19 protein-coding genes are annotated in these 22727 nt (G+C 42.0%); 4 read left to right on the top strand and 15 right to left on the bottom strand.

What is annotated here, in order from left to right; translation table 11 throughout:
- Positions 1-197: 197 nt before the first annotated feature.
- Positions 198-3335: a glycoside hydrolase family 2 TIM barrel-domain containing protein gene (locus CD03_RS0122070; protein WP_027295483.1), complete on the bottom strand. Its 3138-nt coding sequence runs from the start codon at positions 3333-3335 to the stop codon at positions 198-200.
- 287 nt (positions 3336-3622) lie between these two features.
- Between CD03_RS0122070 and CD03_RS0122065 the strand changes: the two genes are divergently transcribed.
- Both CD03_RS0122065 and CD03_RS39010 read left to right on the top strand, forming a co-directional pair.
- Positions 3623-4465, top strand: coding sequence for a helix-turn-helix domain-containing protein (locus CD03_RS0122065; protein WP_027295482.1), 843 nt, complete (start codon positions 3623-3625; stop codon positions 4463-4465).
- A 62-nt stretch (positions 4466-4527) separates the two neighbouring features.
- Positions 4528-4650 (top strand): hypothetical protein, encoded by a 123-nt coding sequence (locus CD03_RS39010; protein WP_255348096.1) that lies wholly within the window; start codon positions 4528-4530, stop codon positions 4648-4650.
- 946 nt (positions 4651-5596) lie between these two features.
- On the opposite strand, the gene CD03_RS0122055 is transcribed toward CD03_RS39010, so the two are convergent.
- From CD03_RS0122055 to CD03_RS0122045, 3 genes are read right to left on the bottom strand one after another with little or no spacing between them, the layout of a single operon-like run.
- A complete protein-coding gene (locus CD03_RS0122055) occupies positions 5597-5953 on the bottom strand; it encodes an MGMT family protein (protein WP_027295481.1) in 357 nt (118 codons plus the stop codon).
- Between the two features lies 1 nt (position 5954).
- On the bottom strand, positions 5955-6908 hold the full coding sequence (locus CD03_RS0122050; protein ID WP_027295480.1) for a D-2-hydroxyacid dehydrogenase: 954 nt from the start codon (positions 6906-6908) through the stop codon (positions 5955-5957).
- A gap of 20 nt (positions 6909-6928) precedes the next feature.
- Entirely contained in the window at positions 6929-7990 is a 1062-nt protein-coding gene (locus CD03_RS0122045; protein ID WP_027295479.1) for a hypothetical protein, read from the bottom strand.
- A gap of 373 nt (positions 7991-8363) precedes the next feature.
- On the opposite strand from CD03_RS0122045, the gene CD03_RS36360 reads away from it, so the two are divergent.
- Entirely contained in the window at positions 8364-9485 is a 1122-nt protein-coding gene (locus tag CD03_RS36360; RefSeq protein WP_052377916.1) for a L,D-transpeptidase family protein, read from the top strand.
- Positions 9486-9613: 128 nt separating this feature from the next.
- Here CD03_RS36360 and rsmI read toward each other — a convergent pair whose 3' ends face one another.
- From rsmI to holB, 4 genes are read right to left on the bottom strand one after another with little or no spacing between them, the layout of a single operon-like run.
- Positions 9614-10450 (bottom strand): 16S rRNA (cytidine(1402)-2'-O)-methyltransferase, encoded by an 837-nt coding sequence (gene rsmI, locus CD03_RS0122035; protein WP_027295478.1) that lies wholly within the window; start codon positions 10448-10450, stop codon positions 9614-9616.
- Between the two features lie 39 nt (positions 10451-10489).
- Entirely contained in the window at positions 10490-11227 is a 738-nt protein-coding gene (locus CD03_RS0122030) for a tRNA1(Val) (adenine(37)-N6)-methyltransferase (RefSeq protein WP_027295477.1), read from the bottom strand.
- On the bottom strand, positions 11217-12122 hold the full coding sequence (locus CD03_RS0122025) for a PSP1 domain-containing protein (protein ID WP_027295476.1): 906 nt from the start codon (positions 12120-12122) through the stop codon (positions 11217-11219). The genes CD03_RS0122030 and CD03_RS0122025 overlap by 11 nt, the downstream gene beginning before the upstream one ends.
- Positions 12123-12124: 2 nt before the next feature.
- On the bottom strand, positions 12125-13114 hold the full coding sequence (gene holB, locus CD03_RS0122020) for a DNA polymerase III subunit delta' (protein WP_027295475.1): 990 nt from the start codon (positions 13112-13114) through the stop codon (positions 12125-12127).
- Between the two features lie 59 nt (positions 13115-13173).
- On the opposite strand from holB, the gene CD03_RS40065 reads away from it, so the two are divergent.
- Positions 13174-13338 (top strand): DUF6783 domain-containing protein, encoded by a 165-nt coding sequence (locus CD03_RS40065; protein ID WP_442969743.1) that lies wholly within the window; start codon positions 13174-13176, stop codon positions 13336-13338.
- A gap of 156 nt (positions 13339-13494) precedes the next feature.
- Here CD03_RS40065 and CD03_RS0122015 read toward each other — a convergent pair whose 3' ends face one another.
- The 7 genes from CD03_RS0122015 to CD03_RS0121985 all read right to left on the bottom strand — a co-directional run bounded on the left by CD03_RS0122015 (position 13495) and on the right by CD03_RS0121985 (position 22670).
- On the bottom strand, positions 13495-14088 hold the full coding sequence (locus CD03_RS0122015; protein WP_027295474.1) for a hypothetical protein: 594 nt from the start codon (positions 14086-14088) through the stop codon (positions 13495-13497).
- Between the two features lie 86 nt (positions 14089-14174).
- Positions 14175-15626 (bottom strand): aminotransferase class I/II-fold pyridoxal phosphate-dependent enzyme, encoded by a 1452-nt coding sequence (locus tag CD03_RS0122010; RefSeq protein ID WP_027295473.1) that lies wholly within the window; start codon positions 15624-15626, stop codon positions 14175-14177.
- Between the two features lie 15 nt (positions 15627-15641).
- The gene (locus CD03_RS34385; RefSeq protein WP_052377915.1) at positions 15642-17021 is read right to left on the bottom strand and encodes a fibronectin type III domain-containing protein; all 1380 of its coding nucleotides are present in this window, start codon (positions 17019-17021) and stop codon (positions 15642-15644) included.
- A gap of 169 nt (positions 17022-17190) precedes the next feature.
- On the bottom strand, positions 17191-19287 hold the full coding sequence (locus tag CD03_RS34380; protein WP_081820338.1) for an amylosucrase: 2097 nt from the start codon (positions 19285-19287) through the stop codon (positions 17191-17193).
- Positions 19288-19598: 311 nt separating this feature from the next.
- Positions 19599-20873, bottom strand: coding sequence for an MGH1-like glycoside hydrolase domain-containing protein (locus CD03_RS0121995; protein ID WP_027295472.1), 1275 nt, complete (start codon positions 20871-20873; stop codon positions 19599-19601).
- Between the two features lie 55 nt (positions 20874-20928).
- The gene (locus tag CD03_RS0121990; RefSeq protein WP_081820337.1) at positions 20929-21771 is read right to left on the bottom strand and encodes a carbohydrate ABC transporter permease; all 843 of its coding nucleotides are present in this window, start codon (positions 21769-21771) and stop codon (positions 20929-20931) included.
- A complete protein-coding gene (locus CD03_RS0121985; RefSeq protein WP_027295470.1) occupies positions 21768-22670 on the bottom strand; it encodes a carbohydrate ABC transporter permease in 903 nt (300 codons plus the stop codon). The genes CD03_RS0121990 and CD03_RS0121985 overlap by 4 nt, the downstream gene beginning before the upstream one ends.
- Between the last annotated feature and the right edge of the window lie 57 nt (positions 22671-22727).

Genomic DNA, 22727 nt, shown 5'->3' with positions numbered 1-22727 from the left:
TTCTCTCTTCCTTAAGCGTGTTAACGCATAAATTTTTTCTAAATAAGCCCCGTACATTATACCAAACTACTTTATATTTTCATATATTAAAAACTATCAAAAATTCCTATCGATCCGCAAAAAAGAACTGCCCTGCCAGACAAAAGCACTTTAATATGCTTACATGCTGGAGGCAGTTCTTTATTTATTTCATAAATTTATTTATGATCTGATCCCTTACTACACCGACCTGGTTTTATAAAGCACTCAAACACGAATTCTTCTTTATCTAAGCGATATTCCATAGCCAGCTCCGGTCCACAGCTGTTGGAACCTATACCGCTTTGTATATAATCCAGGCAAAGTACTGTGTACCCGGAGGGAACTAAGTCATAGTTATGTTCCTTTTGGGTTAATTCTTCCTGCGTATAGACAGAGGCATTAAAGCTGAATGTCTCTTTTCCGTAAGCCGTAAGTTCTGCTCTGGTTCCACATATTTTCACATAATCGCAATCATAGTGGCTTCCATTTTCCTGTGGACGAATATAGTCCTCATGCATTTTCTCTATCGGACTTTGGAATTTACCATGATAGCTGGCGCGGCATTTATCAATGTAGCTTTCAACCGGTCCGAGTCCTGTGTATTCTGCCTGTTCCATTTCTTTTGGCAGGAAAAGACGAAGTCCGAACCTTGGCAGAAATGGTAAGCCGGAAGGACGGCGAACCTCCTGGTGTGTACCAATTGTTCCATCCGGATAAATGGTCCAGCATACCTGAATCTCAGCAAGCCGCTGCGTATAAATTGCGGAGAGGGAAAGGCTGGTGCTTATTTCCACGCATCCCTCCCATGTCCTGTAACTGGTTTCATAGGCACGGGTAACAATTTTATCGTAATTTGCCTTCATCCAAAGGTGTTTCACATTCCGGTCATTATCGGTAGGCGCTCTCCATACATTAAATTCCATGGGTTTTTCCAGATAATTCATATTCTGGTATACCATTTTCTCAAATGCCCCGGTCAGTTTATTATATACGTAGGAAAACTCTGGTCTGCTTATATATATATAACGGTCATCTTCCTGGATAGTCAGACCTTCACTGATATTTTCTTTATTAATATTGTCTTCCTTAATAATTTCTTTTTTAATATTATCTTTCTTCTCCAGATCTTTCAGACTTTCCAGAAGAACTTTCACGGTCTGATTGCAATTATCCTCAGTGGCTAAAGCCGTTTCATCAAATCCCAACAGATCTCCTTTTTGAACCGGACCATCTGTTTTAGCCGCCCGATATTCCAGTTTCAAATAACATTTTCCTGATTTTGGAATCGTAAATTCAAGTGACAGCTTCTTCTCATGATGGGGTTTCAGATCCAGCAATGCAGCATCTGTAATCTCACCGGATTCAATAATTTTTCCATCCTGCAGTACCGCATATGTAATCGTCAAATAGTCTTTCAGGTTTAAATAATCCATAAAATTCCGGATGGTAACCTCCCTGGTATCCTGGGCAAATTGCATTACCCGTACCGGACGATGTACATTCTTAAATTCTAACAGACCTGTATGAGGCGTGCGGTCCGGATAAACCAGTCCATCCATACAGAAATTTCCATCGTGGGGATACTCACCGGAATCACCGCCATAGGCATATTTTTTCTCACCCAGTTCTGTTTTTCCCACATCGATTGCATGATCACACCATTCCCAGATAAAACCTCCCATAAATCCATCATACTGCTGAATTACCTGGAAATAATCCTCAAGATCTCCCGGTCCATTTCCCATTGCGTGGCAATACTCACACTGTACAAACGGCTTATCCATTCCATTTTTAAAGTATTCATGAATTTCAGAAACAGATGCATACATCCGGCTAAAAGTATCCAGATTAGAAAAATCATTCTCCCTGTTCTTATCTGCATGAAGAGCACTTTCATAATGGGTAAGACGGGAAGGATCAAACTCCTTCGTCCAGCGCAGCGCATTTTCAAAAGTACAACCGTACCCGCATTCATTCCCCATGGACCAGCAGATAACACTCGGACGGTTTTTATCACGCTCCACACAGTGCTGAACACGATCTAATGTGGATTCTATGAAATCTGGATTATCCGAAATATAATGTGCCGTACGGGCAAAGCTCTGCAGCCAGTCTTCCTCCGTCATATAGACATCAGCGGTACCGTGGCTCTCATTGTCCGTCTCATCAATCACAAAAAAACCATACTCGTCACATAACTGATAAAACTGAGGCGCATTTGGATAATGGCTGGTACGGATCGCATTCATATTATGCTGTTTCATCAATTCAAGATCCTTTTTCATCTGGGTAACACTGATTACCGATCCCGTAACAGGGTCGCTGTCGTGGCGGTTTGTTCCATGAAGCTTAACTTTAACATTATTAATATATAAAACAGCGTCCTGAATTGTAATATCCCGGAATCCCAAACGCTCTGTAATTACTTCATTATCCGTTTTCAATACCAGAGTATAGAGAAAAGGCTGTTCTGCATTCCATAATACAGGCTGGCTGACAGCAAACTGTATTTTACTGCCCTGTGATCTGCCTTCTGCAACAATATTCCCCTGATGATCCTCCAGACAGTATTCTACCGGAATCTCTCTGCTGCTGAAAATAAGATCTGCACAAACCTCTGCCCTTTCATTATCCTGGGAAATATCTGTCTTTACAAAATAATCGAATAGCATTTCTTCCGGTCTGGCAAGAAGATAAACATCACGGAAAATTCCGGACATTCTGAATTTATCCTGATCCTCCAGGTAACTGCCGTCACACCATTTTAAGACCAGAACAGCAAGGTTATTTTCGCCTTCTTTCATCACATCCGTTACATCAAACTCACTCATTCCATGGGAAATCTGGCTATACCCCACAAATGCGCCGTTCATCCATACATAAAAACAGGAATCCACCCCTTCAAAATTCAGGTACTGCCTCGGAGCCTCCGGTAATTTATGATATTCAAAAGTATGAAGATAAGCTCCGCATGGATTATCCTGGGGTACATAAGGCGGGTCCATGGGAAATGGATATCTGGTATTCGTATACTGATGGCGGTCATATCCAAAGTTCTGCCATACGCCCGGCACCGGTATTTCTCCAAAGTTCTGTGCCTGATAGCCGGTCTGGTAGAACTCTTCCTGAAGATCATAAATACTGCCATAATACCGGAACTTCCAGGTTCCGTTTAACAGAAAAAACCGGTCAGATGCTTCTCTGTTCCCCACCAAATCATTTCTTCTGCCGGAAGCAGGAATATAGTAACTTCTGTTCGGCATTGTGTTTTTGTGTAAAACTTTCAAATCTTCATAATATCTTGGAATTATCATTTTAGAATCCTCCTGTAATTTTTATAGAAATACAAAACCGTATCTGATCTGTCATTGATCATGTTTAATACTGATTATAAATTCCGGATCATAAAATTTCCATATCCAGGATAGGCGAATATATGCACAAAATGATACAAATGTTATTGTAACTATAATCTTCCCGCGTTATAATGAAAACATAGCTGCGACCAGAAAGTCTAACGCAGTAAGTTTGGACAAATGGCTGGTACTTTGCAATGGTTATCAGCTGGTTGCTGCAATTATATCAGACCGGAGGTATTTTAATGTATTCTAACTCAGGCTATTTTAATGATGTTGATATTGATATTTTGGATCAGGAACATGAAATTTCAGTTTACAGCTGCGGTAATTACCGCTTCATATCCCGGAAAGAAATGGTAACCCTCCGCCCAAACGGACGCCTTGATTATCAACTGATCTACGTTGCCCAGGGTAAAGCCGATTTTGAAAAAAATGATGTTCGAAAAGAACTCGCTGCAGGCAGTCTGATTCTTTACCGTCCTTCGGAGCCCCAGAAATACTATTACTATGCAAAGAATACGCCGGAACTCTTCTGGGTACATTTTTCCGGTTATGGAGCAGAAACGCTGTTAGAAGCTGCCGGGTTTAAAGAACAGGATATCCTGGAGATCGGATTCACATCTGAATACACGCAGCTTATGAATAAAATGATACGGGAGCTCCAGTTAAAACGTCCGGGACACAGCGAGTTACTGGCATTGTATTTCCGGGAGTTCCTCACGTTAATTTGCAGATATCAGCTGGAAAAACGCCTTGGCAGAACAAAGAAAAAAACAGAAATTGAAACAGCGGTACATTATTTTAACGAACATTTTCCTCAGGAGCTGAGTATTCAGGAATATGCCGCCAAAAACCATATCAGTACCTGCTGGTTTATCCGAAACTTTCGCCAATATATGGGCATGACACCTATGCAGTATATTACTTCCATCCGTATGACAAAAGCAAAAGAATTACTGGAGACAACCGATCTTACCATAAATGAAATCGGTGACCTGATCGGCTATCAGAATGCGCTGTACTTCAGCAGAATCTTCAAGAAAACTGTTGGTACTGCGCCCACTGCATATCGACAGTCTATATAGGGCGAACAAATTCAGCTTAAATTTGGGTTTTGCTGATTAATGAGGCTTTGTAGATGTAGGTAGTGTACGGAAAGATGGGAGTGGGAAACTGGCATGGGCTCCGTCAGCTGGCCGCAGAACTGGTATTTTCTAACCTTTCCGAAGCGCTTTTTGGCGGCACGCGGGCATTCGCTCCGAAATCCTGATGCATTTCGCAACTCACTGCCCGCTTAGTATCCGATGGGAGCCAGTCGAATACTATCCGCCAAAAAACACTCCGGCAAGGTAAGTAAATACTCAGATCTGCTCTACGCTTCCTCCGCCCATACCAGTTTCCCACACCCATCTTTCCGAAATAGCATTCGTTGATACAAAGCTGGTTTTCTCAGCAGGTTGGAACCCCTGGGCTGTGGCTGGCTGTTCTTTATTGGATGCAGTGCTGTATGTTTCGGCTATTTATGCGTAAAAGGAGATGAAAGTTTGCTACTTTTTCTGGAATGAAGAAACAAATTACTGTGATAAGTTCAGTTGCTTTATGCTATTCGTTTTCAGCATGATAGATGCCCCGAGGCTAAAACTGTCTATTCTTTATCGGATGGAACGCAGTATATTTTTAGATGTTTATGCATAAAAGAAGATGAAAGTCTACTTCTTTTTCTGATCACAGAAAAAAAACAAATCCCGTTCTCAAGATCAGTTGCTTGATATCATTAGCTTACACCAATCGCGTCCGGCATGCCACAACCCCAGGGTCCCACCACGCTGAGAAAATTAGCTTTGTATCTACGAATGCTATCTCGGAAAGAGAAGGGGGCGGACCAGGACATTGGTTTGGAAGGCGTATAGCAGAGCTGAGCATTTACTTACCTTACCGGAGTGCTTTTTGGCGGATAGTATTCGACTGGCTCCCATCGGATACTAAGCGGGCAGTGAGCTGCGAAATGCATCAGGATTTCGCAGCGAATGCCCGCGTGCCGCCAAAAAGTGCTCCGGAAAGGTTAGAAAATGCCAGTTCTGCGGTAAGCCTTACAAACCAATGTCCTGGTCCGCCCCCTTCTCTTTTCGAACAATACCTATCATCTACAAAGCGTCCCCTTCCTCAGCTAACCCCCCAATTTCTACATATCCATAAAACACAAAAAACAGGGACTTCTATATCCCTGTTTTTTCAAAATATGCCCTCAAACAAAGTGCATCTTCCAATGTATTCTTCCAACCATATTTTTTCAAATCCACTCTCAGATCCGAACTCACTTCCACTCCTTCTTCCATAAGAAGCACGTCCTGCTTATCCGGATCCTGAAAACATCCTGCACCGGAGAGATATCCCTGATGATTTACGATCCTGTGGGCAGGCAGATTATCCCCGGAGAAATTATGCTTAAGCGCATAGCCGACCTGTCGTGAATTTTTAGGTTTTCCGCATAAAAGGGCAATTTGACCGTAGGTTGCCACTTTACCCGCGGGAACTGTTTTACATACCACTGCCACTCTTTGATAAAAATCCATATTACAGCCGATATCCCGTCTCAAAATCTATTCTGTTCTTAAGAGGTTCTCCTACGGCAAACCTTCTCCTGTTTTCTAATGCAATCCCTACAATCCGCTCCAAAGTTTCAGGTATAGAATACCCACCGGAAACGTGGGGTGTTAAGATCAGATTATCCAGATCCCAGAGAGGGTGCTCCTTTGGAAATGGCTCCGGTGTGATGACATCAAGTCCCGCACCGGCAATCCATTTTTCCTTCAAGGCCCGATATAAAACCTCCGTATCGATTAAACTTCCTCTTCCTACATTTAATATGATTGCAGAGCTCTTCATCTTTTTAAACCGTTCTTCGCTCATGAACCCAATCGTCTTATCATAAGCCGGCATGGAAAGCGCCACAATATCCGCCCTTCCTAGAAGTCTGTCCACATCCTCTTCATAATACAACTCATCTACATATTCCGGCTTCTCGCTTTTCCTGCGCTTAACGCCAATTACGTGGCTCCCCAGGGCTTTCATCCTTTTGGCATACTCCATCCCGATATCTCCAAGACCGATCACCAGGACAGTACTTCCCATAATTGTACTTACGCCGCTCTCATAATGCCATCTGTGATTTATTTGGTTGCGGACATACAATGCGGTATTTTTCTTTAATGCAAATGTTAGCCCCACCATAAACTCCCCAATTGACAGACCATATGCTCCTGAAGCATTGGTCAGAATTGTACCTTCTGCCAGCACTCCCGGATTACAATAACCATCCGTACCGGCACTATTTAGCTGCAGCCACTCTAAATTGGCAGAGCCTTCAATAAATTCCGGCGGCACATTGCCGATAATAATATTTGCCTCCTGAACCAGTTCCCTGGTTACGGACTTATACTTTGTATATTTATAGCTGGCGCCCGGATCTATTTGTTCCAGGTCCATGCGCTGTGCCTCAGCCATTGGCAGCGTTACTAAGATATTCATAGGGAATGCCTCCTGTCTATTTATGCCTGGGGATTACCATTTTGCCATCCGCTATTATAGAATGTATCATATTCCTTCCATGCATCATCCCAGCTTGTGTATGCTTCATCGCCACGTTTATCACTAAAATCATAATGCTCGTTTATATAACGTCCAAGATATGCCGTTACCTTCCGGGCACCTCTCGAGTTCAAATGAATCGGATCAATATAATCCGTTGTAAAGTCGATACCTAATTCATCATATAGATCCTGTTTGTTAAAATTAATATAATCAAATCCATACTCTTTTACAATTTCAAATACCTTATTCATCTGCTTTTGTGCATTCTGAGACATTGATCCTGGCATAGAAGTAAACAAGAACTTCAAATCATTCGCTTTCCCATATTCTAATATTTCCAGCAAAATCTCTGACTGAAGTTCCGATATATCACCTATTTTATCGGTTGTCTTAGGTCTTTTCTGGGTTTCTACAGTAAATGCATTTTTTTCATAGACACCCTTCATCTGCCTCTCCGGTATTGTAAAATCGTATTTATTCAACTCTTCCCATCTCGGATGATATTTAATAAATGGAATATAAAAAGACATCTTGTGATCCAGGAATGACTTATCTTCATTATATTTCTCTGCGTATGTAAAAGCTTTGCCTAGAACATCCAGCCGGTTCTTCGAAAACTTCATATTATCCGTCAGACGCCGGATCTTAAACTCCTGTAATTCTAATTTACTGCTTCTTAATCCGCGTAAGTCAATAATAAAGAACTTTGTATTCTGCTTTTTATGTATTTCTTCTATCAAATTAGTAACAAATGGTAATGGCAGACTGTCCGTAGACATAGGATATAATGCCATGCCGTACTCATTCCAGGCAAGGGGGGCTGCCCATGCACGGTCTACCACACTGCTGCCAATAAGTGCACCATCCCATGAATTCTTTGTCTCTCTTTTATAAAATGCTTCATAGCGGTCATTAATTTCTATTGAAGCCGGTTTAACAAATATTCCATTCATCACATAAAAAGCACCACCTGCAAGCATCAGAAAACATATCATTCTTAGTATCTGTTTTTTAGTCATAATCTTCTCCCATATTATAATAATAAACAATAATCATCAACTAATCAAACCATTCAGCACAGAACTGTACAGGGCGACTGCTCCATGAATTTCATTGCATTTTAGCGTCAAATTAGCCATTGCGCCATACAGTCCCGATGGGTACGGTTATTTCAAGTTTTTATTATAACATTTTATGTCAATTATGTCTAATAACTTTCTCTATTACCATTTTTAACCCAGAATCGTTATTCAAATATTTTCTACTTTTTTTCGATTGTTTTTCACTTATACATCAGACACAATATTTCTCCCAATTACTTTTGACAAACCTCCGCTCCCCACCTATAATAACATCAACAGCACAAAAGAAACACCAAACGGGAGGAACCACATGAAAAAGTATATCAACGCCAATAAAATAGTAAAGTTATTCTTCTTATTCGCGCTTGTCCTAACCATGGCATCTGCCATATCACTCCCCACCCGGGCAGCGTCCACAGGACTTTTAAAAGACGTCCGTAAAGCTCCTGTCAAAAAAGGGGACTGGATAAAGAAAGGAAGTAAATGGAAATACCGCTATACCAACAAAACCTACGCAAAAAATACCTGGCTTAAAATAAACGGCAGGTATTACTATTTTAAAAAAAGCGGGTACATGGATACCGGTTGGAAAACATATAATAGACAAAAATATTATCTGAATAAAAACGGTGACATGGCAACTGGATGGGTTCAATATAAAAAGAAATGGTATTACTTTAATAAAAACGGGACGATGGCATCCAACAAATGGATTAGTTATAAAAAACAGAAGTATTACGTAGGTGCCAAAGGTATTATGGCCACCGGATGGAAGACCATTCAAAAGAAAAAATACTATTTTAATAAGAGCGGACAGCTGATGAAGGGTTGGGCAAAAGTAAAGGATGACTGGTATTATCTTAAAAAAGACGGTTCTCTTTCATCCTATAACAAAGCAAGCCAGATGATCTTCGTAAAAGCAACCGGAAGCATGGCAGAATTTACCATGCTGGAACGGAAAAATGATACAACCTGGAATGAAATCTTAAGTACAACCGCCTATGTAGGACGTCTCGGCGTGGGTGCAACATACGAAGGCCTTGCTACCACACCCAGTGGAACATACAGCTTTGGAGTAGCATTTGGCAATAAGTCGAATCCGGGCACCGCATTCCCTTATACCAAGGTAAACCCATCCCACTATTGGGTAGATGATCCAAACTCACAATATTACAACAAGTTTGTCAGCACGAAAAAAATATCGCCGGATTGGAACAGCGCAGAACACCTATCTGAGTATCCAACCGCCTACGCCTATGCACTTTCCATAAATTACAACACTGCCTGTACTCCAGGTGCAGGTTCCGCTATCTTTCTCCATTGTTTTGGCGGCGGCGCCACTGCAGGCTGTGTAGCAATCCCGGAACAGGATATGGTCTTTGTATTACAGCATATAAAAAGAGATGCAATGATTCATATTTCCAGAAAGTAAAACTCCGTTGCAGGTTGTGGAGGATTTCTACCTTTGCGGCAGCCTCCAAAATGGACATGTGCGCGAGTCCCCGGGCTTGCTGTACACAATAAAAGAGAATCGGGGAAGACGACATTCCCCGATTCTCTCTATATCAACTCTTGATAAACATCCCGTTTACTAATTCCACGATCTTTCGCAACACATTTCATTGCTTCTTTCTTATCCATCCCAATATCCAGATAGCGCTTCATGTGTTCCTCTATGGTTAATTCCTCCCAGGCTTTACGTGCCTCTTCCCTGATCTCCTGACGGCTTCTGCCCTCAATGACCAGCACACATTCCCCCCTGGGATCCACTTCCTTATAATGAGCCAACGCCCCTTCAATCGTAGTCACAAAAGCAGTCTCATGTTTCTTCGTCAATTCCCGGCACACAGTAATCTTCCGGTTCCCCAGTACCCCGAAAAGTTCTTCCAGTGTCCTGACAAGCCTGTGCGGCGCCTCATACAGGATCATCGTTCTGGTTTCCCCTTCCAGTTCCGCCAGAACTTCCTTCTTTTCTTTTTTATCAGAAGGCAGAAATGCCTCAAATGCAAAACGCCTGGTAGAAAGTCCCGACAAAGTCAAAGCAGTAATACATGCCGCTGGCCCCGGAAGGGAAGTTACTTCCACGCCTGCCTCATAACACAACCGAACCAGTTCTTCACCGGGATCTGAAATCCCAGGTGTCCCTGCATCTGTTATCAGGGCTATATTTTTCCCGTCCCTCATCTGTTCAATGAGATAATGGGCTTTGTCAATCTTATTGTACTCATGATAACTGGTCATAGGAGTTTTAATATCAAAATGATTCAGCAGCTTAATGCTGTTTCTGGTATCCTCTGCTGCAATCAGATCCACTTCCTTCAGAATACGCAGCACACGCATCGTAATGTCTTCCAGGTTACCAATTGGTGTAGCACATAAATATAATTTTCCCTGCATGTGAGTCATCTCCTTCTAAAGGCTGTCTTAAAAATCAGATCAATAGCCATACACATCATAAATCTCATCCGTATACACACCGGGTTCTTTGTATACGATCAATGGTTTTTCTACTGTTATTCTGGGTTTTCCACCCTTCAGGCCTTCAATTAGAACCATATTCGGCTCTTTGTCTGCAAAAGGATATACTAACCGCATCCGCTTGGGCTCCAGACGGTGCGCGGTCATCTTTGTCATGATCTCAGCCATTCGAAATGGCCTGTGCACCATGTAGAACCTTCCGCCCGGACGCAGAAGCTTAGATGCCTGTCCAATTACATCATCCAGCGTACACAAGATCTCATGTCTGGCGATCGCCTTAGGCATATCCGGATTGACCAGACCATGGTTTCCCGTCATATAAGGCGGATTACTTGTAATAACATCAAAAGAAGCCGCATCAAATAATGTATGGGCCTCTTTGATATCTCCTTGTACAATAGAAATCTGATCTTCCAGATGATTATAGAGAACGCTCCGCCTTGCCATATCTGCACTGGCTTCCTGGATCTCCAGACCGGTAAAATGCTCCCCCTTAGTCTTTGCCTTCAGCAAAATCGGGATAATCCCGGTCCCTGTTCCCAGATCCAGTGCCTTCTCTCCCGGCTTTACATGAGCAAAACCGGACAGCAGCACTGCATCCATTCCAAAACAAAATGTCTTATTATTTTGAATAATCTTATATCCGTTGCGCTCCAGATCATCAAGGCGCTCACCGGGATACAGCTCAATTGTCATCTAACTTGGATTTCCCTTCTTTTTTCTCCATGTCTTCCAACTGCTTCAATTCCTTATCAACGCTGATTTTTTCCTTTTTCCGTTTCGGTTTGAATTTCAATTGGTCTACTTTATAATCACGAATTTCTTTTTCATCATTTACTTCCACGATAACCTTCACAGTCTGACGGAGTACACTTACACTTTGTACTTCCCCTTTCAGTCCGTCTTCTGTAAGAACACGATCTCCCACATTTGGCAGCCTGCTGTTCAGATATTCATATGTCTCTTCTTCATTCTTAAGACAGCACATCAATCTTCCGCATACACCGGAAATCTTCGTCGGGTTCAAAGAAAGGTTCTGTTCCTTCGCCATTTTAATAGATACCGGTGCAAATTCAGCAAGGTATGTATTACAGCAGAGAGGCCTTCCACAGATTCCTATACCACCAAGAATCTTTGTTTCATCACGTACCCCGATCTGCCGGAGTTCGATTCTGGTTTTAAATACAGCCGCAAGATCCTTAACCAGATCACGGAAATCAATTCTTCCGTCTGCGGTGAAATAAAACAGTACTTTATTATTATCAAAAGTATACTCTGCATCAATGAGTTTCATTTCCAGATTATGTTTCTTAATCTTCTCCTGGCAGATACGAAGAGCATCTTTTTCCTTTTCTTTATTCTTCAGTTCTCTGTCCGCATCCTCCTGGGTTGCTACCCGGATTACCGGTTTTAAAGGCTGAATCACCTTCTTTTCATCCATATCCGTAACCTTCGTTACCACGGTACCGTATTCTACGCCCCTTGCAGTTTCTACGATTACATGATCCCCTGGATCCATAGCGTAATGCTTGGGATCAAAATAATAGATCTTTCCCGCATTACGAAATCTAACACCTACAATCTTAACCATTGCTAGTTCTCCTTTATCATAAGGAACAATAATTCCATCGTTAAATCAAAGTTTACATTTGCATTCAGACGGGCCTTCGCCTTCTGCAGTCCACTTAATATCTTCTCAATCCCCTCATACGAACTCATATTCGTCTGATCGGCAATCACTCTTACCTGATCACGGAATACCAGCCCATTGGGATCTTTCGTTGCTTTAAAATAAAGCACATCCCGATACCAGATAGCCAGAATATCCAGATAATCCTGTATCTCCATCTTAAATTCGGAAACAGCTTTTACTGCCGCAATAATTTCACTGATCTCCATATCCTTTGCATGTGTCAGCAGATGCAGTGCTGCCGCCTTAATCTCATTAAAATTATCAGAAGATGCCAGTTGTACTGCTTTTCCAATATTTCCCTGAGCAAACGCCACGCATACATCCGCCTGGTAGTCAGGCACCTCCACATTTTCCATCAGATACTTTTTAACCATTTCATCCGGTACCGGCTTCATATTCAAAGTCACACACCTGGATAATATTGTTGCTAAAAGAGAGGTTGCGTTAGCCGTCAGTAAAAGAATTACCACATAAGCCGGCGGTTCCTCAATTGTCTTCAGTATCGCATTTTGCGCCTGGACTGTCATTTTCTCAGCATCCGGCACGATATATACTTTATAAGGGCTGCTGTAAGGCTTCACCATAACGTCGCCTACCAGCTTCTCCCTGATATCCTCAACTCCAATACTATTTGGCTTATCATGGGTCACCGTAATAATATCCGGATGGTTCCCGTTCTCAGCCTGTTTGCAGGATCTGCAAATACCACATGGTTTTGCGCCTTCTCCTTCACACTGTAATGCCATTGCAAATATATTAGCCAGACTCTTCTTGCCAGAACCTTTTTCACCATTAAATATATAAGCATGAGAAACCTTGTTCATCTTCATCGCATTCTGTAAATGTTCCACTATTTGTTTGTGTCCTATAATCTTATTAAATCCTGGCATAATATCACTCCTCACTGCCTCTTTGCACCAGAGCCTGTTTGAAAATTGCTTTCTGACAGCTGTGTGTCACCCTATTCGTGGAATTTGTTCCGGTAATACAAGGTGCAGCGGGCTGCACTGGCTATTTACGGAGCAGATTCCACGTGAAGCGGGGTGTACAGATGGCGGGAATAAATTTCCAAACAGGCTCTGGCCTGGACCAAATGCAGGCCTATCTGTCTTAATAAGTCCTATTATAACATAACATCATCCATTTACCTAGCTTTTTTGGGTAAATTGTATGAATTGTCTGTGAACCTGTTACTGTTCACAGACCAGCCTGTAAACGTAACACCGGCTGTCAATTAAAACCGCCTTCAGTCAGGAGGCAGGCTCACTGGCTATTTTACAATATCGTAGATGTAATCAACTACTTCATTCATGCAGGCTTCTCTGTCCGTATCATTTACAAAACGTTTTGTAATTCCTGCTTTTGCAATATTTTCTTCAGAAAAATCCTGGGCATCAGCCAAAAATCTGCGGCATAATTCCTCATATTTGGGCTGTTCCTGCTTCCGTTCCCGCCTAAGAGCCCTCTCAAGCCGGTTATCATCCGCAACCTCAATATAAATAGGCACTACCTTCTCATCTCCAAAATAAGCTTTCATCTTCTCAAAAGATTCCAGTGTCCCAATTGCCAGAAAATTCTCATGATCCAGATGAAACTGTCCATCATCCACTGTTGCATAACTCCAGATACCATGGATGGTATCATAGGATCGCATTTCAATTACTTTTCCTTTATTTTTAAGCTCCAAAAGCCTGGCTTCATCTACAAAATGATATTCTACCCCATCTTTTTCCTTGGCGCGGATAGGGCGGGAGGTATAAAGTATTACATTTTTCAGATGCAATTTCTTATTCTTCAATACCTCCTTAAAAATCGTATCTTTACCAGTTGCACTTTTTCCCATGATGTAAAATATCTTTCCCATAAATATCCTCTTTCTGTAAATTATTAACGATGCCAGATCATTCCAAAACGTCCCTAAACCTGCTTCTTCCCGGCTGCAATGTATATTCAGACCTGCTCCAGAACTTCTATAAAGTGCCCGGAATAATCCTGCATTCCCTGAAGCGTAATTCCTTTTTCCCTATATTGTATTACGTTTCCCACAAACTCTCTACTTATTTTTTCACCCGGTACAATTAACGGAATTCCAGGCGGATAAAGATATACAAATTCCCCTGCTATCCGGCCTGATGCATTTTCCAGCAGGACCGGCTCCATCTTTTTTTCCATCGCCCGGCATACTGGCATTACTTCCCAATCTGTTTCTCCATCTGTTTCCCGATCTACTTTATCCTCTGTTTTTTCCATCTTCTTTAAAACATTATCATTTTCACTCAATCTCCGGTCTATATCTGCCAGCGCCTGGTACAGTCTGTCAAATCCCTCCCTGGAATCCCCTATGGAGGTTAATGCCAGGGCATAATCCCCTGCTGCCATTTCCAGTTGCAGATGGTAGTGCTGCAGCAGTTCTTCATATAATTCATTACCGCTCATACCGCCATTTTTTACGTATAGGATCAGCTTGGACAGATCCAGGTCCACAACCTCCTTCTCTCCTGCCAATTGTGCTTTTCCTGCCAGACAAACCCGTTGAAAATCTGCTGCTTTCCTCCTGAATGCCTTCAGGTTTTCCACAAATTCTTCAAACAGCCTGTCGCCGGATTCCTCCAGCATGCGTATACACTGATCCACACCTGCCATAAGCAGATAAGAGGGGCTGCTGCTTTGGTAAATCCCCAGATATCTCTCGAGTTTTGCCTTATCTACCAGACCGCCATTCAAATGAATCAGACCAGTCTGCGTAAATGCCGGCAATGTCTTATGCAGACTGTGAATTACAATATCCGCCCCTTTTCCAATGGAATTCTCCGGGAAATACGGATGAAATCCAAAATGTGCGCCATGTGCTTCATCCACAATCAGGGGTTTTTTATATGTGTGACAGATATCCGCTATCTTTTTTACATCCGATACCACTCCGTCATAAGAAGGGGACGTAATGATCACTGCCTGAATATCCGGAGAAGTTATCAACAGTTCCCGTATTTTTTCCGGTCTTAATCCACAATTCAGCCCAATTCCCTGTTCCTGCTGTGGATAAATGTATACGGCTTCCAATTCTCTTATCAAAACACTGTGGTAAACGGCCTTATGGCAATTTCTCGCCATCAGAATCTTACCTCCTATGGAAGTACACGCAGATACTGCGCTCAGAATTCCAGCCGTACTGCCATTCACCAAGAAATAAGTATTAGCAGAACCATAGACTCCTGCCGCCCGTTCCTGAGCCTCTTTCAGTATTCCTTCTGCATGATGCAGATTGTCAAATCCCTCTATTTCTGTTATATCTGCCTCTATTGGATTCATAAATTCCCCCAGACGCCTCTTATGTCCCGGCATATGAAAAGGATAATAATCTGATTTGGCATAATTCCTTAATTCATCATATAAATAAGGCATTTCCTATTCCTTTCTTCATCCCAGTAAATCCTGCAATATCTGGGCAGCCGATTTATTCCGGTACCCCTGGGGATCTGTCATAACTGAACTTCCCGATACATCCCAGCGCATCTGGGCATAGTGGGACAGATAACTTTCTCCCCGCATACAGTTTGGATATTTCTTATACCACTTTGGAAAATAGTTCTTCATGTAATAGGCTGCCAGATTTACAGCCTCACTTGAAGTATTCCCATAGCGGTCTACGGTGCCGTTTATCTGCACCCCCTGAGGGCTGCTGTGAACCAGTACCACACTTCCATCCTGACATGCACCGACTACAATCCATACATGGCCGCAGTCACTGCAGGATGAGCTCATTATATCTCCCGGCTGATAATCTTTGACGCTGAAACGTCCCACATACTGCCCCCAGCCTCTGGATGCAAAATCAGATGCCATCTCCTCTGCTTTCATGACATAACCCTCTTTTCCACTGGAAGTGTTCATGATATTGTATATGCACCATCCCACATATCCGGAGCAGTCCAGACCATCACGAATCTGATAACGTGTCTGATTATAGTCATAACTGCTGTTCTGTTTATTAAAAAACCGCTCCCATTCAGGACTAACTCCTATGGTTCTGGCATCTGTTCCGGCACCGGTATCTTCTTCATTCCAGCCCCCGCCCCAGACATACATAGTCTTGCCTACCGGCTGTAACGCAGTCTCCAGGAATTTCTTCAGCGTGGATTTTCCTTTTTTCTGAGCTTTGGGCACTTTTGCTTCTATAATAGCACTATATTTACTGTAATAAATTTTTCCATCCACCTTTTTTCTGGTTTTAATCCTGTACCTGTAGGTTAGCCCTGCTTTTAATCCTTTGACACTATAGTTTCTTTTTGTTGTAGATGCAATCTTAATATATTTATTACGGCTTTCACTGTATTGATAGATTGAATATCCGGTTGCCCCGCCTGCCTTATCCCAGCTCAGTGAAATACTGTCCTTTTCAGCCTTAGCCTTCAGCCCTGAAGGCTTCCTGACAACAGGTTTGGGCAATACTGTGATTACTTTAGAAAAAGAACTTGTCAGAGTCTTTCCTTTTTTGACGGCATATGCTCTTATTTTAAAGCGGTAGCTCACTCCACATTTCAGCTTACGGAAAGTAAAATTCGTTCCGGTTGTCTTCTGAACACGCCTATAACTGTTTTTCTTCATATCATATTGGTAAATCCGGTAATACTTTGCACCTTTGCTTGATTTCCAGGTAAGCTTTACCGTCCTGTCACCCAAAATAGCTTTTACCTTTTCCGGCCGGTTTAGTTTTGCCTCTGCCCGAACAGGCATAACTGCAGTCAATACCACCACCATTAACACCACATATATACTCCATTTTAAATATCTCTTCACTGTAACCCTCCTCCTCTTTCGCAAACCATTACCCTTAGAGTTTCCATACTCCATTTCAAAAGCAAATTTGAGCTTATTTTATCATGGGGCTGTCTGATTCACAAGCAGGAATCCACGTATTCAATAAAAATGGCACTGCACTTATAAAGTACAATGCCAGATGCTGCCATTATTTTCTCTTCAGCCAGTAAAATCCATATCCCGGCATTTTCACCCCTGATGCTCTCATTTCTTTGCCGGTAACTAAGTCCTGATACATTCCATCTTCTTCATTAATCCACGACATTCTTTCATTTTCACTGAAGTTAAAAAGACCTATAACTTTTTCACCGCCTGCCATACGTACCAGACACAATACACTGTTATCCCAGGTTTCCAGTGTCCATGTCTCTGCCGTAGACACAAACGCAGCATGACTCTTGCGGATATTTTCCAGTTGCCCTAATCTGGAAAATACCTGCCCCTGAACAGTCTTGTCATCCCCGATATAATCCGTCAGCTCCCATTTAAACGCACCCCTGTGAATATATCTGGAATCCGGTGCCTTGTGGATATCCTCTTTGTAACTGTAGTCATTTACCTGGGCTATCTCATCTCCGCTGTAGATCACAGGAATTCCTGACTGCATGAACATATATGCATGAAGCATGATATCCAGCTGGATTGCCTGCTGCATCTCCTGCTCATTCTGTTCGAACCCTGCTTTTTCCACACCACACATAGAGGCCGTTGTTCCGCAGAAGCGTGCATCACCCGTGACCGGATCGGCATTATATAACTCACCCCGGCTGAAACTGCCTTCCTGACTTCCTGTGAAGAAGTCATTGATATACTGTTTGTGTGCCCTTTCATCCATGCCCCAGTTCTTAAGGGTCTTATAGTCCAGTCCCCATCCAATGTCATCGTGGCATCTGAGGTAATTAAGAAACGTATATTCCTTAGGAAGTCTGTCGATAATCTCCATCTGCTGCTTTAACAGCCTCACATCCCTTGTTGCCACGGAATTCCAGGTAGTTGCCATAGTCGTAACATTATACAGCATATGGCACTCCGGTTTTTCAACAGATCCAAAATATGGCGTCACTTTCTCCGGCTCCATAACCACCTCACCCAGCAGGAGAATTCCCGGGCATACAATTTCTCCAATCATACGCATCATGCGGACAATGGTATGAACCTGAGGCAGATTGCGGCAGTCAGTCCCAATCTGTTTCCAGATATAAGGAACCGCATCGATACGGATAATGTCAATACCCTGATTCGCGAAGAAAAGGAAGTTGTACATCATTTCATTAAATACCGTTGGATTCCCGTAGTTCAAATCCCACTGATAAGGGTAAAAGCTGGTCATTACAAAATGTCTGTTCTCTGGCAGGTAAGTAAAATTTCCCGGGGCCGTTGTAGGGAATACCTGGGGCACCGTCCGCTCAAACATTGCAGGGATCGAATAATTGTCATAGAAAAAATACCGGCTCATGTACTCTCCATCACCCTGTCTTGCTTTTACTGCCCACTCATGATCCTCGGAAGTATGATTCATTACAAAATCAAGGCATACACTCATATCCCGTTTATGACATTCTTCTGCGAGTTCAGACAAATCCTCCATGGTTCCCAGATTCTCCTGAACCTTCCGGAAATCAGATACTGCATATCCGCCATCGGAACGTCCCTCCGGTGATTCCAGAAGAGGCATCAGATGCACATAGTTCACATTGCATTTCTCAATATAATCCAGTTTTCCCTTCACTCCCTGCAAGTTTCCGGCAAAATTATCCACATACAGCATCATGCCCAGCATATCACTTTGTTTGAACCAGTCCTGTCTCAGCTCTCTTTTACTATCCAGATTCTTAAGCGCAGCCTTACGTTCCTGATAAAACCCATACATATTTTTACAAAGTTCATCAAACATGTAATCATTGTTATATAACTCCATATAAAGCCACTTAAGTTCATTCACATGTCTGTTAAATCGTTCCTGATATTTGTCATTTTTTACCGTTGCTTTTGCGGTTTCTGTGTTATCCGGTTCTTCTGCGTATACTGCATCCGGAGCGGCAACCGTCTTTTTCAAACTTTCCGAAAACGTTTCCAGAACAGGCAAAACATTTTCCTTTGATGCTTCTTTTGACTCCTCCTTCACAGCTTCCGGTACTGATTTCTTCACTTCCCCTGCAATCGACACTTCCGGAACCTTCTCCTGACCTTCCGGAACAATTGCACCTTGTTTTGCAGCTGCCTTTTTAACTGTTCTTTTCTTCATAAATTCCTCCATTCACGCAGTACCGCACGAAAACCACTGCGCATAAGAATCCGGTACTTTGCAAATCCCATATCTCACTCCGGTTTCTTATATTCCTTTAGCTAATATGTTTACTGGTTACGAAACTATATGTATTATAGCAAAGTTTACGAGACTTTACCATTGTCAGATGTGGAGAAAAGCAGTAACTATGTATGGATATACAAACTTTTCTATATATTTATTTATAATCAATTAAAAACAGAGTGGGAACCAAACGGTTTCTCCACTCCTTATACACTAATGCACTACCCGGGTCAACAGATATTTCATTACTCATCTAATTCTTTTACCATATTCAGAACAAGGATATTCCAGTTAATAAATCCACCATTCATGACCGGCTCACCGGTAAATGGATTATAGTATTCATGCAGACTCCCCGTCTTCTCCAGGTCACTTCCTAACAAAATAAGAGTTCTTCTGCACATTTCTTTTGCCTCTTCCCTATAGCCATAATCTAGCATCCCCCTGAAAATTACATAATTGGCTACAATCCAGACCGGTCCCAACCAGTTAGAGGGATTATTCGTTGCTGAAAGATCAAACATCTTCTCATCCTTTGCCAGGGTAGTAATCCCATATGGAGTGGAAAAAGTTACCTCATCTTTCCAATGTTTTATTAACGACTCGGCCTGATCTTTAGTGGCAAATCCTGCCCACATTGGAATAAAACCGGACCACGTTCTGATTTTAATGGGAAGAGTCTTCCAGAATACGCCAAGGCCTTCGTGAAACCAGTCGTATTTTCTGGTTTTAATATCCACATCCACAGAATAAAAGAACTGATCCCTTACATCCCAGCATTCTCTTTGCACAGCTGCTGCCAGCTCTTTTGATTTATCCTGATAGTACCACCCTTCTTTCTCTTTCCCGGCAAACTTCATGATCTTTGCCATACATTGCAGCTCTCTTACCATAAAGCTGTTCAGGAAAATATTAGCCGTAGAAGACTTCGGCCGCCCAAAACTTGCCGGATCATTGTCCATTCCGATCATAATGTCATCGCACCAGACATACAGACCGCTGTTAGCAGAGTAATAGTTTTGATCATAGCAGGAAAAATACATTTCCAATCCATCCAGATACTCCATAATCCACCCATAATCTGACTGGTAATCACTAATCATACAGATCTGTCCACACAAAAACGGTTTATGCATATTCATCTTGACGCCGTCTTTATGTTTTAGGTTCAGATATGGCTCATCCCAATTTTTTGCCTCAATCATCATTGGGATATATCCATCTTCCAACTGATGATCCAGGAAATTCAAGATATTCCCCCTGGCATGCTGCATAATCCGATTTCTCAGATCCTCCTGAAAGGAATCCATCATCCCAAGCAGACCGTAAACTGACCAGTAAGTATCCCAGTCCCAGACATTCCCATCATACACGGAACCCGGATCAATAAATGGATAGCGAATAAAACTCCTTGGCTCTTTCAAAACCATTTCCACATTTTCTGCAATAAAGCTTCGTATTTTTTTTTCATATCCCCTATATATCTGCAGCTCATTCATTTCATCTCTTTCTTTACTCATAAGAATCTCCTTCCATACGTGTTTGAGTCTTTTATCCCTCTATTATCACTACTCTTTAACCTTTAATTGCTCCAGCCGTCATACCCTCAATTACTTTTTTATTTAGTATCAGATACATAATCAACATCGGAACCACGCACATGGAAACCGAAGCAAAGATTGCTCCCCAGTTCTTTGAACCAAACTCATCCTGAAAATATAACAATCCCGTTTGGACAGTTTTGAGAGAGGTGCTGCTGACAAAGGTCATAGAATATAAAAGGTCATTCCATTTAAAAAAGAACTGAATAACCAGGACCGTTATAATTGCATTTTTCATTAGGGGAACTACAATTCTCAGCAACAGGTTATAGATTCCACACCCATCAATTACTGCAGCTTCCATAATCTCGTCCGGAAAAGACTTCAAATATCCGGTAACCAGATAAATAGAAAATGAAATTGCGGATGCCGTATAGACAATAATAAGGCAGGATCTTGTATTAATTAAATGTGCCTTTTGAAAAATCTGAAACAGGGGAATCAGAGAAGTTGCCATTGGAACCATAATTCCAAACGCAAAATAACGCTCCATATTTTTCTTCCACTTCCACTCCATTTTAGTTATTGCAAAGGAAATAGTTGTTGTAAAAATTACGATAAATATCAATGACAAAACCGTGTTTATCAAACTGTTCTTAAAAAATACCGCCATGTTTCCCCTGGTCCATGCGTCAATATAGTTTTGAATAAAAAATCCATCATTCAGTGCATATGCCGGTTTCGAAACAAATTCTGCCGGCTGCTTAAAAGATGCGGTAATCATCCAGAACAGCGGATAAATATTTATTGTAACAATTGCAATAATAATCAACCCGATCAATAAAGTTCTCACATTTTTTTTCACTTTTAAAGTCATTTTCCACGCCTCCCAACCTTTTCCTCTGATCCCTCAAACAAACGTATGACGCGGGAGCCAAATACGCAGACCAGGAAAATGAAAATAGCTATTACACTACCATAACCCGTTTTACTATAAGTAAATGCGGAATCATACATATACATGGACAGCGATTTTGTTGCTGAACCCGGTCCTCCCCCTGTAAGTGCCAGCGCAGATTCAAACATTTTTACCGTTCCTGTAAAGCTAAAGATAAGACAGGTAATTATCATTGGTTTCAACAGCGGCGCCAGTACAAACCGGAACATTGGAACGGATCTGCATCCGTCTATTCTGGAAGCCTCAATAATATCATCCGGAATATCAAGCAATGCACCATAAAAAATAATAGCGTAAAAACCTACAGCAACCCAGATATCCATTGCCGCCAGTGATCCCAAGGCGGTGGAAGCCTGACCAATCCACGGCTGTACCAGACTTTCAAGTCCCACTGCCTGCAATAAACTGTTTAACAGGCCGTAATGTGGCTGTATTTCGTAAATCTTGGAAAAAAGCTGAGCTACGGCTACGGTTGGAAGCACCACGGGAAAAAATACAATGGTTCTGATAATTGTTGCAAAATGTTTAAGCCAGAACTTAAAAATTAATGCCATACACAATCCAAGCCCCACTTGCCCAAGCGTTACTATAGCAATATACTTTAAATTTACAATCAATGAGTTTGCAAAGTTCTTGTCAGAAAACAATCTTACATAATTCTTGAGTCCGGTAAACTCCCATTTAATCCCCGGTACCCCATCATATAATGTATAGTAGAAAGACCAGATAACCGGCAGGATGACAAACAGGCTGTATACCAGAAACCCGGGTCCTACAAACAATGCTATTGCCTTTTTATTACTCAATACCTTTTTCATTTTCTCACCTTACTTTCTTCGAATCTTTCTATTACAGAAAACAGGAATATCACCGGC

The organism is Robinsoniella sp. KNHs210 (assembly GCF_000686105.1).
Taxonomy (GTDB): domain Bacteria; phylum Bacillota; class Clostridia; order Lachnospirales; family Lachnospiraceae; genus Robinsoniella; species Robinsoniella peoriensis.
The sequence above is the reverse complement of the archived record's forward strand: the minus strand, read 5'-3'. Positions and strand labels throughout refer to the sequence as shown.

What these genes read in the sequence shown, in the direction of transcription:
- CD03_RS0122070 (WP_027295483.1), bottom strand. Translation starts at nt 3,335, where the DNA reads ATGATAATTCCAAGATATTATGAAGATTTGAAAGTTTTACACAAAAAC.
- CD03_RS0122065 (WP_027295482.1), top strand. Translation starts at nt 3,623, where the DNA reads ATGTATTCTAACTCAGGCTATTTTAATGATGTTGATATTGATATTTTG.
- CD03_RS0122055 (WP_027295481.1), bottom strand. Translation starts at nt 5,953, where the DNA reads ATGGATTTTTATCAAAGAGTGGCAGTGGTATGTAAAACAGTTCCCGCG.
- CD03_RS0122050 (WP_027295480.1), bottom strand. Translation starts at nt 6,908, where the DNA reads ATGAATATCTTAGTAACGCTGCCAATGGCTGAGGCACAGCGCATGGAC.
- CD03_RS0122045 (WP_027295479.1), bottom strand. Translation starts at nt 7,990, where the DNA reads ATGACTAAAAAACAGATACTAAGAATGATATGTTTTCTGATGCTTGCA.
- CD03_RS36360 (WP_052377916.1), top strand. Translation starts at nt 8,364, where the DNA reads ATGAAAAAGTATATCAACGCCAATAAAATAGTAAAGTTATTCTTCTTA.
- rsmI (WP_027295478.1), bottom strand. Translation starts at nt 10,450, where the DNA reads ATGCAGGGAAAATTATATTTATGTGCTACACCAATTGGTAACCTGGAA.
- CD03_RS0122030 (WP_027295477.1), bottom strand. Translation starts at nt 11,227, where the DNA reads ATGACAATTGAGCTGTATCCCGGTGAGCGCCTTGATGATCTGGAGCGC.
- CD03_RS0122025 (WP_027295476.1), bottom strand. Translation starts at nt 12,122, where the DNA reads ATGGTTAAGATTGTAGGTGTTAGATTTCGTAATGCGGGAAAGATCTAT.
- holB (WP_027295475.1), bottom strand. Translation starts at nt 13,114, where the DNA reads ATGCCAGGATTTAATAAGATTATAGGACACAAACAAATAGTGGAACAT.
- CD03_RS0122015 (WP_027295474.1), bottom strand. Translation starts at nt 14,088, where the DNA reads ATGGGAAAGATATTTTACATCATGGGAAAAAGTGCAACTGGTAAAGAT.
- CD03_RS0122010 (WP_027295473.1), bottom strand. Translation starts at nt 15,626, where the DNA reads ATGCCTTATTTATATGATGAATTAAGGAATTATGCCAAATCAGATTAT.
- CD03_RS34380 (WP_081820338.1), bottom strand. Translation starts at nt 19,287, where the DNA reads ATGAAGAAAAGAACAGTTAAAAAGGCAGCTGCAAAACAAGGTGCAATT.
- CD03_RS0121995 (WP_027295472.1), bottom strand. Translation starts at nt 20,873, where the DNA reads ATGAGTAAAGAAAGAGATGAAATGAATGAGCTGCAGATATATAGGGGA.
- CD03_RS0121990 (WP_081820337.1), bottom strand. Translation starts at nt 21,771, where the DNA reads ATGACTTTAAAAGTGAAAAAAAATGTGAGAACTTTATTGATCGGGTTG.
- CD03_RS0121985 (WP_027295470.1), bottom strand. Translation starts at nt 22,670, where the DNA reads ATGAAAAAGGTATTGAGTAATAAAAAGGCAATAGCATTGTTTGTAGGA.